At 43.6% G+C, this 14,233-nt stretch carries 13 protein-coding genes; 6 read left to right on the top strand and 7 right to left on the bottom strand.

Annotation, left to right across the window (positions count from 1 at the left end; translation table 11 throughout):
* Positions 1-54 precede the first annotated feature (54 nt).
* The 3 genes from MHH48_RS26945 to MHH48_RS26955 all read right to left on the bottom strand — a co-directional run bounded on the left by MHH48_RS26945 (position 55) and on the right by MHH48_RS26955 (position 5,457).
* Entirely contained in the window at positions 55-3,123 is a 3,069-nt protein-coding gene (locus MHH48_RS26945; RefSeq protein ID WP_076324295.1) for a glycoside hydrolase family 38 C-terminal domain-containing protein, read from the bottom strand.
* Positions 3,124-3,670: 547 nt separating this feature from the next.
* Complete coding sequence (locus tag MHH48_RS26950; protein ID WP_179090677.1) at positions 3,671-3,820, bottom strand: hypothetical protein; 150 nt, start codon at positions 3,818-3,820, stop codon at positions 3,671-3,673.
* Between the two features lie 494 nt (positions 3,821-4,314).
* Positions 4,315-5,457, bottom strand: a complete 1,143-nt coding sequence (locus tag MHH48_RS26955; RefSeq protein WP_076324297.1) for a GntR family transcriptional regulator — start codon at positions 5,455-5,457, stop codon at positions 4,315-4,317.
* Positions 5,458-5,898: 441 nt separating this feature from the next.
* Here MHH48_RS26955 and MHH48_RS26960 point away from each other — a divergent pair, with 441 nt between their 5' ends.
* The 5 genes from MHH48_RS26960 (at position 5,899) to MHH48_RS26980 (ending at position 9,344) form a co-directional block, all read left to right on the top strand.
* On the top strand, positions 5,899-6,192 hold the full coding sequence (locus MHH48_RS26960; protein ID WP_076324298.1) for a putative quinol monooxygenase: 294 nt from the start codon (positions 5,899-5,901) through the stop codon (positions 6,190-6,192).
* Between the two features lie 147 nt (positions 6,193-6,339).
* Complete coding sequence (locus tag MHH48_RS26965; protein WP_076324299.1) at positions 6,340-7,533, top strand: MFS transporter; 1,194 nt, start codon at positions 6,340-6,342, stop codon at positions 7,531-7,533.
* Positions 7,534-7,992, top strand: coding sequence for a heme-binding protein (locus MHH48_RS26970; RefSeq protein ID WP_076324300.1), 459 nt, complete (start codon positions 7,534-7,536; stop codon positions 7,990-7,992).
* Between the two features lie 401 nt (positions 7,993-8,393).
* Positions 8,394-9,128, top strand: a complete 735-nt coding sequence (locus MHH48_RS26975; protein ID WP_076324301.1) for an IclR family transcriptional regulator — start codon at positions 8,394-8,396, stop codon at positions 9,126-9,128.
* A 63-nt stretch (positions 9,129-9,191) separates the two neighbouring features.
* Positions 9,192-9,344 carry a zinc-binding dehydrogenase gene (locus MHH48_RS26980; RefSeq protein ID WP_256720692.1) on the top strand — a complete coding sequence of 51 codons (153 nt, stop codon included), beginning with the start codon at positions 9,192-9,194 and terminating at the stop codon, positions 9,342-9,344.
* Positions 9,345-9,652: 308 nt separating this feature from the next.
* On the opposite strand, the gene MHH48_RS26985 is transcribed toward MHH48_RS26980, so the two are convergent.
* Positions 9,653-10,102, bottom strand: a complete 450-nt coding sequence (locus tag MHH48_RS26985) for a MerR family transcriptional regulator (protein ID WP_076324302.1) — start codon at positions 10,100-10,102, stop codon at positions 9,653-9,655.
* Positions 10,103-10,275: 173 nt separating this feature from the next.
* Here MHH48_RS26985 and MHH48_RS26990 point away from each other — a divergent pair, with 173 nt between their 5' ends.
* The gene (locus tag MHH48_RS26990; RefSeq protein WP_076324303.1) at positions 10,276-11,127 is read left to right on the top strand and encodes an aldo/keto reductase; all 852 of its coding nucleotides are present in this window, start codon (positions 10,276-10,278) and stop codon (positions 11,125-11,127) included.
* A 323-nt stretch (positions 11,128-11,450) separates the two neighbouring features.
* On the opposite strand, the gene MHH48_RS26995 is transcribed toward MHH48_RS26990, so the two are convergent.
* The 3 genes from MHH48_RS26995 to MHH48_RS27005 all read right to left on the bottom strand — a co-directional run bounded on the left by MHH48_RS26995 (position 11,451) and on the right by MHH48_RS27005 (position 13,808).
* Positions 11,451-12,113, bottom strand: a complete 663-nt coding sequence (locus MHH48_RS26995; protein WP_076324304.1) for a YdcF family protein — start codon at positions 12,111-12,113, stop codon at positions 11,451-11,453.
* A gap of 267 nt (positions 12,114-12,380) precedes the next feature.
* Entirely contained in the window at positions 12,381-12,644 is a 264-nt protein-coding gene (locus MHH48_RS27000) for a hypothetical protein (RefSeq protein WP_144023490.1), read from the bottom strand.
* 294 nt (positions 12,645-12,938) lie between these two features.
* Positions 12,939-13,808 (bottom strand): phosphotransferase, encoded by an 870-nt coding sequence (locus tag MHH48_RS27005; protein ID WP_076324306.1) that lies wholly within the window; start codon positions 13,806-13,808, stop codon positions 12,939-12,941.
* Positions 13,809-14,233 lie beyond the last annotated feature (425 nt).

Here is a 14,233-nt window from a genome sequence, read left to right on the forward strand (position 1 = left end):
ACATTCCCAACTCTCCTTTCTTAAGGGGGGGGCAATAAGCCCCCTTTATACCTGCTATAGTGCTTTTAATCGTAAAGTTATGATTTCGAATGGTGTGAAGGACAGAGCTATTTCCGATTTTTTGTCAATTGGTAGTGGTGAAATGATATTTTCCATCAGATCAGTCGTCCAGGCTTCGGATGCATCTAATCCGATGTGAAGATTTGCCTTGACTTGTGTTCCAGACGTTTCATACAGACGGACGATGATGTCGTTACTGTCCTCGGCTTTTTTGACCGACTCTACCATGATGTGTGGATGGTCCGGCTGCAGGAAAGCTTTCGTATGAGGCAGCTTATCCTCCGGCATATCAGGTAAAGATGACGAGGAAATCATGCGAAGCGGAATATTCAGTTCATTTCCTCTTCGATAGATTTCAGCCTGTACATGATTTCCTTGATGCGGATATAACGAGTAGGTGAACTTATGCTCTGCACGATCCGCCACCGGATCCGGATATGAGCTACTGCGCAGCAAATGAAGGTCAAGCACGTTATTGATGGCTCGATGGCCGTATTTGCAATCATTGAGCAGCGAGACTCCGTAATCCGGCTCCGATAAGTCAATCCATTGGTGAGCGCATATCTCATCTTTCGCAAAGTCCCACATCGTATTGCGGTGGGTCGGTCTGCTCAAGCTGCCGAATTGGATTTCACAGTGAACCTGATCAGTACGGATATGAACAGGGAAAGAAGTACGTAACATTTTACCGTTTTCTCTCCAATCCACAGTGGTCTCGAAATCGATACGTCGACTGCCCTCTGTTAAAACGACCGTCTGGGTTAGTGTGGATTCCCCATAGTTGAAATCGAAGACCAGACCGGTTCTTGGCCCATCCCGAAGTTCCCTGATGTCATTTAGAACTAACGGCATCCCAAGATTCGCTGAATAGTCATGACGGAAATCCCAAGCATCCCCGTCGTCATGATACACACGAAGGTCGTTACCCAGATGTCCTTGCTGGATAACTTCACGAGCTTCTAGCTTATCCAAGATCGAGATTATGGCACCATTCTGGTCAAATCTGACGATAAGTTTGTCGTTCTCAATGCTGCATTCATCAGTTGTAACATGAACACCCGAATCCAGCGTTTCTGTGTCTATTTCAATGCTGGACGCTACTTCATCTTCGACTACATGGTCGGCAGCATCAGATACAACGGTGTATCCCATGGCAGGAACTTGTACTTTACGCCATCGCCCATTGGTATGGAGCCACTCCTGGCGTTCCCAAGGCAGTGAATTGAACACCACGACGCCAGAGGAATCCACCTCACTCGATGAGATATGGTCTGCTAAATAGCGGTAGGTTTCGGTGATCATGGCTTCTGTCTGCTGGAGCAATTCCTCATACCGTATTAACGACTCATCGTACACCCGCTTAATTGAAGAGCCTGGAAGTATGTCGTGGAACTGGTACAGAAGGACTTCCTTCCAGATCGTCTCCAGTTTCTCGGACGGATAAGACTTACCAAACTGGGCAGCAAGCACAGAGGCGAACTCCAGTTCACGCAGCGCTTTCTCCATCTTGCGGTTGTAACGCTTGCTTCGTGCCTGACTGGTCAGGGTTCCTTGATGCTTCTCCAGATAAAGCTCGCCGCGCCAAGTCTGGAATTGATCGCGTTCTTCATTCAGCCGCTCGAAGAATTTCCAGGAAGGCTCCTGTATGACAGGGGACAAGCCAAGCAGGTTCTTCTCACGCGCCAGCCGTTCCAAATGCTCTTCTCCCGGACCACCGCCTCCGTCTCCAATGCCGAAGAGCATCAGTGCGTGGTTGGATACATTTTTATCTAAGTACTCCCGCTCTGCTTTGATAATAGAACGCGGAGCCGCCGGACTGTTGTAAGTATCCTCAGGAGGCATATGCGTTAATACTGAGGAACCATCGATGCCTTCCCACAGAAAGGAATGGTGGGGATGGCGATTGTACTCACTCCAGGAGAGCTTCTGGGTCATCATGTAATCCACACCGGATTTTTTCAATAATTGCGGTAAGCTTGCGGAGTAACCAAATACATCTGGCATCCACAGCGACTTCATCTCCATCCCAAATTCCTGTTGAAAATAACGTTTGCCATACAGAATCTGGCGTACAAGGGATTCACCACCCGGCACATTGGTATCCGATTCCACCCACATGGCCCCTTGCGGTTCCCATCTTCCTTCTCGCACCCGTTCCTTGATCTGGTCATACAGCTTGGGATAGTGCGACTTCATCCAATCATATAACTGGGGTTGACTCGCTCCGAACACATAATCAGGGTACCGTTCCATCATGCGAAGCACAGTCGAGAATGTTCTTGCACCCTTTCGGATCGTTTCACGGATCGGCCATAACCAGGCCAAATCAATATGTGCATGACCAACGGCACTTATGCTCAACACAGGATCTCCACCACGAAGTGATAATTGTTCGTCTAATAATCCCTTAGCGCGATGAATACGGTCTGGTGTGAGTTCCGTCAAGATTAATGAAACATCATATAGAGATTGAAGAATCTTTTCTCTACGCGCTGTGCCGATAGGAAGATGCTCTGCCGTTTCCAGAAGCACCTCTGTGTCGTAATACAGACTTCGGATGCCTTCATGACAGATCGCAATTACCGCTTCTTTTAAAGTACCGCCGCGGTACTTGCCAAATAAGTCATTATTACCAGCATCAGCCCAAAGTTCGAATTCGCCTCCGCTTATCGAAGAATGATCTACTTCAACTACTCTTTTTCCGGGGAGGCCCAGTGTAAAGTCAAATTCCGAATTGATGGTAGTTAAACCTTGCACAGGCGTCCCTTCGTTATCCACTAGACAGAGTTCGCCATTCACGTCCAGCAGAAGAACAACCTTTGCGTCAGGACTAGGTTGTGGAATGTGACCAGTAAAGCAAAACCAGGCACAATCCCATAACTCGCCCCATCGCTCACCATGCGAAAGCGTGATTTTTTTTCCTGACATTCTTTCTTCGAACGAGACGGGCTCCGGTGTAACCCAAGCCGTCACTTTCAACTTGCCAACCGGCTCATAAGTGGCTTCACGGAGTTTGGACAGCATTTGATTCAAATGTTCGGATCTTATTGGTTCGTATGGCATGATTGTTCTTTCTCCTCTCGTTCAAGCATTTAAAGTCTCGCTACCCAGCTTGCTTGAATCTCTATCTTGTTCTCGTTGCCATGTCATATTGCAGCAGTACGGTTTGCGATTTCGGATCCCATTCCCATTCGGCAGGTACTGTCTTGTCTTGGCTTATACAACAGACCGGTACCGGTTCGGTTAGGCAGTATAGTCTGGCTGTTCCCCGTAAGCTTGCTGGACCCTTGGCTATAAATTGAAAACCTGTATTTGTATAGTCAAGTCTTCAATTCTGGAGGAGGCAGAAATTAGGTTAACTTCGCCTTGTTGCGGCCGTCCGGCCGTAACATCGTATAACAGAGCTTGCTCCCCTGGAGCTAAACATACTTCTTGACGAACATGCAGGGCAGGATCGAACAAGTCAACAACTGGACCAGGGATAACCAGTGGTTCTTCCGATATGGACTCTTCTAGAACGAAGTCAATGATATAGGGCCCACGCTTGAATTTGAAATAATGCTTTGATTCCCAACGGAAGTTTGAACCGAGAAGTTTCTCCAACGTTTCTCTAATGGACTGGCGGAGCCTGTCTGCCCCCCGTCTTCGCTAAGGAACATGCAGCCGGATGTACACCGAGCCAATTGACGAGTCCTTTGCCCGAGTAATGAATGCCTTCCTGCTTGGCTTCAAGACCAAGCTGCTCAATAATCGCTCTCAAGGAGAGTGATAAATCTTACTTTGGCCTGTGCATAATGGATATCAGAGCACTCTGGCTTCATAAACTCATAAACTCAAAAGAAGGACACGATATGGAGCCAAGCTTATAATCGGCCCATGTATGATTCGGGTTGTCTTCGATGGGATCATGAAGAAACCACATTCGTCTGTCTGTTCCCCTTACCACCTCTTGCAAAACACCATACTCTAAGTATGCGGTTTCAAAAAGTGCGTTCCTTTCGCCCCCACAAAGTCAGTTGAAGATCATGATCGGGATGATAGGGTGCTGATTCCTGGAATCCAATTCGTTCTTCTTTACGATCTCGAAGCACAGTCTTAACCTCCCTACCCTTGTTTAATCTATTTTTTCGTTGTCTGAGTTTCCGCTACCCATAAAATATAATATACATTAATAATATATTCAATATATTTTTCACAAAAATAAAAAGTCCTTTCCGGATCGTATACGGAAAAGACTTTAATCAAACTCCAAAATTAAGATGAGGGACAGGTTCCCGAGGTTTGTCGAATGACAAGCTCAGGTTGAATTAGAATCTTGTTGAAGCCCGTAACAGCTACGCCTCCACGAATGACTTCGAGAAGCTGGCTGGCCGCCCGAATTCCCATATCCCTCTCAAACTGCTTAACATGCGTGAATATACTGAACTCCTCCACGATAGAAGTTGGATCATCAAAGCTTACGATCGATACGTCTTCGGGAATACGAAGTCCTGCTTGCTTGGCCATTTGGTAGATCTGAACACCCAGCCTGCCATTAAGTGATATATAAGCCGTGACCATTTTGTTACGGATATATCGGTACAACGGATGGGCTTCCGCATCCTTAAGGACAGGCAGTGGCTTGAAATCCGTAATCATATGAGCGGGATTAATAAGTGCCCCTTTATCTTTCAATGCTTCAATATAACCATCAATTCGCTCCTGGACCGTGACAGTTTGCAGCGGTGAATCCGAACAGATGGCTATATCACGGTGTCCTAGCTCCCATAGATGTTCAACAGCCAACTTCGCACCTAGACTTCCATCGGCAGCGATGAAATGGGTCTCGACTCCCGGCAAATATCGGTCAATTAGCAAAAAGGGAAATCCAGATAGCTTCATGCCGAGAATTTCCTCGTTATAATTTCCTTCATCAACAGGAAAGATAAGTAATCCCTCTGCTCCAAGTGCTTTTAGCTCCTTGATCGAGTCCTTTTCTTTCTCGATCTTGCCATCCGTCAACATGATCATGCTGCGGTAACCTTCTTGATTCAGTGTTTGTTCAATACCCTCAATTAGTCGGATAGCAAAGTAGTCATGGATCGTAGGCATGATAACACCGATCATCCCTGTACTAAGTCCCCTTCTCCTTGGTATTGGAGATTCAGAAAATGCTGTGGTAACTGAGTCTGTCTCTTCTGCTACAAAACTACCTTTACCAGGAACACGATCGATCAGCTTCTCGTTAGCTAAGCCTGTTAGGGCATTTACAACCGTAATTTTGCTAACATTAAATTGATCCATTAGCTCCTTCTCTGTCGGTATTCGATCACCCGGCTTCATATTCTCCGAGTTAATTATTTTGCGGATATAGTCTTGGATTTGTTGGTATAACGGTATTCGATCATTAGTGCTCATAATAATCACATCACCAATTCATTCATTATATTTTTATATATATAATATATTTTTACACATACAAGCACAATAAACAACCATAGAGAGGATATTGGGAAACGATATAGTTAGTATCTTTGAATGATTGAGGTATCCGTAAGGCTTAATGAGCACTGTTGATTGAAGCCATTTATAATCAATCAATTCCTTGGAACATGATCACAGAATACTTGTTGCCTCATTTTCCACCGCATAAAATCAGGATAAACATCAGAGGGTTGGTCCAAATCCTGATACAGATTTTCAAGATGTGAACACCGCTGCCACGATGGTAGCTTAATGTTGTTTCTTTATTAGAAACTTTCCAACATTTTTTGAAAATCCCCTATGAATTACCTATGATGAGGCCATGCTGCATGCATTTTTTGAGATTAACTAAATTGTTATTAAGAGGTGTACTTTATGACTGTCATTACAATTTGTGCGATTCTAAAAGCAAAACAAGGACATGAGAATCAGCTACGCGATGAATTACTCAAACTTATTGAACCGTCGCGTGCAGAAAAAGGCTGCATACAATATATGCTGCATAGATCTCTCGAAGAGAAAGGCACATTTGTCTTTTATGAATCTTGGGCTGATGAAAATGCCATAATTACACATGTAAACACAGAGCATTATCAAACATACCGAAAAAATATCGAAACAATAATCGATACTATGGATGTGTATCATTTAGAAAATATGGAATCATAATTGCAAAGCACTTATCTAATTAAGGACATCCGGTTCTTAAGTTGGCATTATGCTCTTAGCTGAGTTTCAAATATAGAAACTTTTTCTCTTTATTTGAACTCATTTAAGTTCTCACTTAATATTAGCCTACATAAAGGAGGTGAAAGTATGAATTCAAAAATCTTCATAGCACTAATGTCACTTGCGCTTAGTGCTTTTGCCATTGGAACGACGGAATTTGTTATTGTCGGGATTCTGCAAGAGGTAGCCTCAGATCTTGGCATAGCAGTAACGCAAGCAGGGACCCTGGTGTCTGGGTATGCAGTAGCCCTTGCGATTGGAACCCCGATCGTCGTCGTTCTAACTGGAAAATTGCCTAAAAAAGGATATCTGGTGTTCCTCATGATCGTGTTCACTGTTGGTAATGCTCTGGCAGCTGTAGCTTCTACCTATTCCATTTTGCTCTTATCTAGGATCATTACAGCTGTTGCTCATGGTGTGTTTTTCGCCGTTGCTGCTACAGTGGCCGCAGATATGGTCCCGGCTAACAAAAAAGGTACCGCCATCTCCATCATGTTCACCGGGTTAACCGTCGCGACCATTCTTGGAGTTCCCCTTGGGACATATATCGGACAGCAATTTGGTTGGCGGATGTCATTTGCCGTAGTCGCCATATTAGGGCTAATAGCTTTGTTGGTCAGTCTTGTAGCCGTCGAAAAAGTCCCGCGTTCGAAGCACTCACCGAGCTTGAGGGATGTTGGAAGTTTGATTGCCAACCCTCGGATCATCACGGCACTGCTAATGACGGTACTGGGTTTCGGTGGAACTTTCGCCTTGTTTACGTATATCTCTCCTATCCTTGAAGAGATTAGCGGGTACTCAGCTTCGTCTATTTCATGGTTGCTGCTGGTTTACGGTGTTGCAGTGGCTATTGGGAATATTATCGGGGGAAAATTAGCAAATGGGCATCCTGTAAAGGCGCTTCGATTCGTATTCCTGTTTCAGGGCATTGCCCTGCTGCTTCAAATATGGCTACTGCCCAACAAGACGCTCACCATTTTGTCCCTCATATTAATGGGTTTCTTCGCTTTTATGATGTCTCCCGGCGTACAGGCTTACATTCTAATGCTTGCAGAAAAGCTGGTACCTTCTGCTAAGGATGTCGCTTCCGCATTAAACATCTCTGCATTTAATATTGGGATAGCTGCTGGTTCAACATTGGGGGGGCTTGCAGTAGACCATTTGCATATGATGGACACGGCTTGGATCGGTGCGATTATGGCGGGATTCGCCTTTTTACTCGCAGCTATAAACTACAGAATGGATAAGAAACAGAAACTTTTTGTTGAGGAGAGAGGATAAATGGATTTGAATGCATTAGACCTTCTGGAGAAAGAATTGGAATTTACAAGTTTTAGCCATCAAGATGGACTTGCCATTGGCAACCGGATTGTGCAGTATGCTCAAGAAAACAATGTAGCGGTCGCCGTGCATATTGAACGTAACCGAGTTCCCGTGTTTACGCATCTAATGGATGGTACTTCGGAAGAAAACTACGTATGGTTGTTTCGCAAAAAACGGATTGTCGATCACTATAACCGCAGTTCTGCCTACATTGAGGAGCGCTTTATCCAAAGCGGTGCTTCTCATGCAGAACACTCTCTGCTTTCTACTGCAGAGTATCAAGCGGTGGGGGGGGCTATTCCCATCCGTGTCAAGGGTGTTGGCGTGGTCGGGTCTGTAACGGTCGGGGGTTTGACCGGCGAGTTGGATCATGCTTATGCAGTTGAGGGCATTCGCCTGTTTCTGAAAGGAGAATAAGGGGTTATGGTCATAACCACTTAAATATACATGAGAGGGTTGGGCGTTAAGCTCTTTCCCTCTCTTTTTCATTCGTAATCAGTTCATCAAGAGCTGTTTTCGATGTAACCTATACACCCCAATCGTGCCTGTGCAAGTATGCGTGCTCATGGATACAGATCTTGGTGTTACCCTAGATCTATCCTTGTACAACAGAATATTCATTGTAATCAGTGGAGATCCTCTGGCGAAGGACCGAAGCTGTACAATTTTATTTCATACAAGTTAAAATGGAATGCAATGGTTTTTATTTATGTGTCAATAATTCAATTAGAATAAAAAATAATTTCCGATTTCAGTAAATCTGAAACTATATGGATAGTCATAATGGCAAAATTAAAAAGATGACTAGAGGTGAATCAATGGATCAATATGAGGTTGCAACCCTAAAAAAAGGATTGCTCATTCTAGACGCGTTGCAACAAGGCGAACCCATGAGACTGACTGAGATCATGCACCGGTTTAACCTTAACAAGTCGACAACTTTTCGTCTGCTATATACGCTGGAAATGACAGGTTTTATTCAAAAAGAAGGCCACACGTACAAAGCTTCTGAATTAAAGGGGCACCATTCATCATCTGCCAACACTCGACTTAATTGGTTAGTTGTTCCATCCCTGCATCAATTAGCGCAGGAACTTGGCGAAACCGCATATATCGGGGTTTTAGATGGAATGAAAGTTATGACAGTACAAGTAGTGGAGGGCAATCATGCCATCCGTAGCCATACACGTGTAGGTGATTCCGCTTATGCCCATCTAAGTGCCTTTGGAAAAGTTATCCTGGCGCACTTGAGTGATGAACAACTAAAAAAAATGCTTACACATCTTACCCAGCACAAAGCAACAAAGCATACCTTTGACGACAACCATTTATTAAAAGAGCATCTAAACGTAATCCGTCAACAAGGATACGCCATTGATGATGAAGAAACAGAAGTGGGTTTACGCTGCGTTGCTGCACCCATATTTTATAATGGTACAGTGATCGCAGCATTGGCTATATCCGGCCCTGCCGCACGATTGAGCCGGAAAAGAGACCGTGTTGTAAGTAAAAAATTGAAGGAATGCAGTGCTCAGATATCTGGTCTACTTTGAGCCACATAATCCTTAACTGCCAGATAGATTCAATTACCATTTTGCATTGCTACCCGCGAGGACTTGCAGTGTTTAACGGAATTATTGGCCGAAGGCACGATTAAAGCAGAGGTTGATTCCATATTCCCGTTAAATCAAGCGGATAAAGCGCTGGAGAAAAGCGAAGCAAGACATGGACGGGGAAGAATTTTGCTGATGAATGCAAACTCCATCTAACAGCGAAACAACACGAGTGCTGGCGCGCTACGTGTTGTTTTCTTGTCTCACTCCCTACTGACCTTGACCGAACTATCCTGCCCGTTAGTTGAACAATAGCAGCCGATCATGTTAACTGCACCTCCATTGTTAGTCGTGTTTAACAAAAGGTTCAGTTCACAAGTTGATCGACTGCTATCTGGGGTTTATTGAGCTATCGTTCCCCGTTAGCTTAATCTAGACAGATGTGGATCTTGTTCATTGTCAAGCCAATCAGGTGTTTTAAACCGAAGATTTTCTTCAGAGCGGCTGATGCTCACGAATATCTCTCACGCCTTCCGAACAGAGGGCGAGTAAAATACGTCACCATGCATATGCTGAATTTTGTCCCAGTTGCCGGGATTGGTCGTGTCTGGAGAGCGGCGTTCCAGAATGGCCTGATATAGGACAGTTTTTTGTTCCAAATGGGCAACGTGCTGTTTGGCTTCTTCGAGCTTAACGAGCGCCGCTTCTTTATGCTCCATTATTAGTGCGCAGCGTTGCGAAATGGTCGAATCCCCTTCGAGACAGAGATCGACGTACATTTTAATGAGTTCAATCGGCATCCCGGATTGCTTGAGGCATTTGACGCCATGCAGCCAGTTGATCGATTCTTCGTCGAACATCCGAATGTTGTTTTGATTTCGCTGTACGCTCGGCACTAGGCCTTTATCCGTGTAAAAGCGCACGGCGTGCTCGGTGAGTCCCGTTATTAAGGCGGCTTCTTTGACCGTATGCATGTGTAATCCTCCTTGGAAAATAAATTATTGAAGACGGCTTGACTTCGTGTAAGGCGAAGGCAATAAGCTTATTGTAATGCAAATCAGCCGTAAGCGGAATCCCCGCTGAGGTGCCCGATTTCCGAGATGCATGAAGTTTGCCGTTTTACAATTGAACAATGGGAGGAATTACAATGCAAACCGTAACATTGAACAACGGAGTGAAAATGCCAATCATTGGCTTCGGTGTCTACCAAGTTCCCGATGCTGAAGAATGCGAGAACGCCGTATATGAAGCGCTGATGGCCGGTTATCGCCTGATCGACACCGCCGCCGGTTATCTGAACGAGGAAGCGGTCGGACGCGCGATTAAGCGCAGCGGCGTACCGCGTGAGGAGCTGTTCATCACGACCAAGCTCTGGGTTCAGGATGCCGGCTACGAGAGTGCCAAGCTGGCGTTTTCCAAATCCTTGAAGAAGCTACAGTTTGACTATCTCGATCTATACCTTATTCACCAGCCGTTCGGCGATTACTACGGCGCTTGGCGTGCGATGGAAGATCTGTACCGCGAAGGCAAGATCAGGGCGATCGGTGTCAGCAACTTCCTGCCCGACCGTCTGATGGACCTTATCGTGCATAACGAAATTTTGCCCGCCGTTAACCAGGTCGAAACGCACCCGTTCTACCAGCAGATCGAGAGCGCTGCTTTTATGAAAGAGCAGGGAGTGCAGCACCAGTCGTGGGGGCCGCTCGCTGAAGGACGCAACAACATGTTTGGCAACGAAGTGCTGACCTCGATCGCGGAAAAATACAACAAGTCCGTCGCTCAGGTCGTGCTGCGCTGGCTTGTTCAACGTGAAGTCGTTGTCATTCCAAAATCGGTGAGAAAAGAGCGGATCGTCGAAAACTTCAACATTTTCGACTTTGCGTTGAGCGCGGACGATGTCGAACAAATTTCCACCCTCGATACGCGGGAAAGTCTTTTCTTATCGTACCGCGATCCGGAAGTCGCCAAGATGATGGGCAACTGGAAAGTCGATCTGTAAACCTTGATCGAACCGTAAACTCATCGCGCGTTTATCCTCATCTATTAAGAAAGGACAGGGCGCCCCTGTCCTTTCTTTACTTGAATAGTAAATTTTAAGAATAGTAAAACTGCTGCTACCGGTGTAACGAAATCTAAACTCCCGCCAATACAGGTAACACACAGGGCCACCGAGACCTCCATAACTATCCTGCCCGTTAATTGAACAAAGGCAGCCGACCTCGTTAACGGCTGCCTCTTGTCTTCTATTGATTAACGTTTCGCGTTAGTTGAAACGGCTACCAATGACTTGGCGTCGCTCCTTTATACTAAACGTTCCCGTGGTTAAGTCTCCATGGGGTAAGAAAGTCCCTCCACTTTCTTATCTAAGCGAAGCAAGTCTCCACGATCTCCGTAAAAACAGATTCTCAAATACTCTCCCAATACTCTCGAACGACCTATTGAACTTTGCATCCAGTTTTCTCTGTTTATCGTTTGACCATTATAGTTGGAATCAAAGCCATATGAAAAACAATTAATTTTTTGAGGTAAATGCTTCGCCAATGTACGATATTGCCTGCCCGCACCATGAGATTTGCATACAATTAAAAGTGACTCGATAGTGTCGAAGTCAAATATTTCTTTAGCAAATAACACATTCTCTAAAGTGTTCCTTGAGCGATCTTCATACACGATTACATTTAAAGGAATACCTGCCTCAGTTAGTTTATTAACAATGACATGCGCTTCGGGTACAGTTTTATCTACCCAATTCTCATGCTTAATTCCTGTAGGGCTGACTCCTCCTGTGACAATAATCATTCTGCCCAAGCCTCTATTATAAGCGTCAATCGCGGCTTCCCAATGCCCCGGATGAGTACCTCCGAAAACAAAAATAGCATCGCAAGGTAATATTTCCTTAGATAAGAAAACGATATCAGTTAATTCGTTTATCTGTACTTCAGTTAATTCAGGAACTACAGGATCTTTAGGAATTTGAGGTTGCATATAACACCCTCCTCAATTCAAATCATTATTCTAATTTATGCGTCGTACCTAATTAAGTACTGACAATTTACATATACCTGCCTTTAAGTTGAGTAATGACGATTTTCAATACAAGCGGTTAATATCTACTTGCGCAATCCTGTCTGTTAGTTTAAATAAAAAGAGCAGCCATTGTTCTGTCGGCTGCTTTCGTGCGTTTATTCATCATTCTCAACAGGCTGTCTTCTAGTCTTTAATGAGCTATCGTCTTCTGGAGAATATCCAAAATCACTTCACTTTGTTTAAAGGAATCTCAGCAATAACCTTGTTTCCCATAAGTACAAGTAATGTAGAATCAAGCGCAGATTTTCGCACTTCATCAATATCCACATCCTTCTTTATCGAATACTCAAGATTAAGTGTAGTCTTTCCTTCTGTGTCAAAATTTCCTGAACTACCGCCACCACGAAGTTGCATTTTTACATACTTTTTATTTGATTCCAATTCCATCAGTGATGCTAAATTATTGTTAGGCCTGACAGCAAAATTCAATCCTTCGTTAAACACATAGCAAGACTAGTAGTATAAGAGTAATATGTCTTTTCTTAAGCATAGGGCACACTCCAATTCTTAGGTTCGTGAATGTAACAATTTTATTTTGGTGTATTATGCCCTGCTTATTATTTTTTATTAAATGGATAAGAGGAAGTGAGTTTTCTATAGCTAAACAGCCGATAACTCTGGCCGGCTGCTTTTTTGTCATTATTGACCTATCGTTCCTCGTTAGCCTAATTAAACGATGTTATGCCAAAAAACGCTATAAAGCACAAATTATGAGGTCAAAGATTAATTGATTGGGAGGGCTTTCCAATATTCCCACGCTTTTAGATAGCTCTCCAAATCATGCGGATGGAATTGAATACAGATACCAATACGGCAATACAGTTGAAAGATAACTTCTTCAATAAGTCTTGATCTCTCCAAAGGTTCATGATTCAGCAAATTGAATGCTGCCAATAAGGTTTCTAGGTTTAAATCTTCTGGAGAGGAACAAAAAGCATACGTAAAATCATATAACAAAGGACCAATCATTGGCGAAGGGTCGATAACACCAACTAATGAGTGTTCATGAAATACAAAATTATGGACACCAGTATCTCCATGGAGCAAAAATCTTGCTTCATTCTCTGCACTTTTGGATATTTTTTCAACAATGGATTCCAATCTATAATAATCCTCAATTGGTAAAAGGCTTCCCCAATTATTTCTCGTATCTTCTAAACTCCGAATGTTCCATTCACGCCAGGATTGAACCGGTGATCCCAGTCTTCCCCACTTGTCTGTATGTGGACGTTTTTCGTAATGATTGAATAGCTCTTTCGCCAAAATTGTCAACCAATTTATTTTTAAACCGCTGTGATTATGAGTTGTACCATTAATGTATGAATACACGATAAACTCTTTTGCAGGATCAGTATAGAGAATTTTAGGCAAGAGATTAATGTGACGATGAGTATTAAGAAATTGTTCCGCCAAGATAATTTGTTGCGAGCGATCTATTTTTAAAACGTATTTCGATTCGCTGTGCTCTGAAAGAATATAAACCCGCCCATCTGTAGAACCAGTCTTATTTTTAGTTGCAATAACAGTGTTATCAATTAAGCCTTTTTCATGAAGATCTTTGAGGATGCTGTTTATATCTAGTTGTTCTAACATTTAATTTCCCCTTAACAATCGATTAGATGAATATGTGACTAAATAGATTTCATCAAAATTCTAAACTCTTGATAAAATTCCTTTTTTATAACTTCATCTATAAAGATCGTATAGTTGACCAGGAGGAAGTTCAAGGTAAAGTTTTGTTTAAATCAACTATCCTGCCCGTTAGTTCAATCAATAACTGGAACAACTATCAACTCATCATTTTTCTTTCTTCCAATATAACGGTTACAACGATTGCAATCTCATAATCGATCACTCAAAACACAGCGCTAATTATCTCAACCATCGGAATCAGACAATTTTCACATCATTATATGCCTTCTACACAACAATTGAAGTTCGGTAAAACCTGTATGTATACACTGTCTCCTGATGAAGATTTCATTATTGATTTGTATCCTACCTATTCAAACGTTGCC

Source organism: Paenibacillus sp. FSL F4-0100, assembly GCF_037993005.1.
Classification (GTDB): Bacteria; Bacillota; Bacilli; order Paenibacillales; family Paenibacillaceae; genus Paenibacillus_AQ.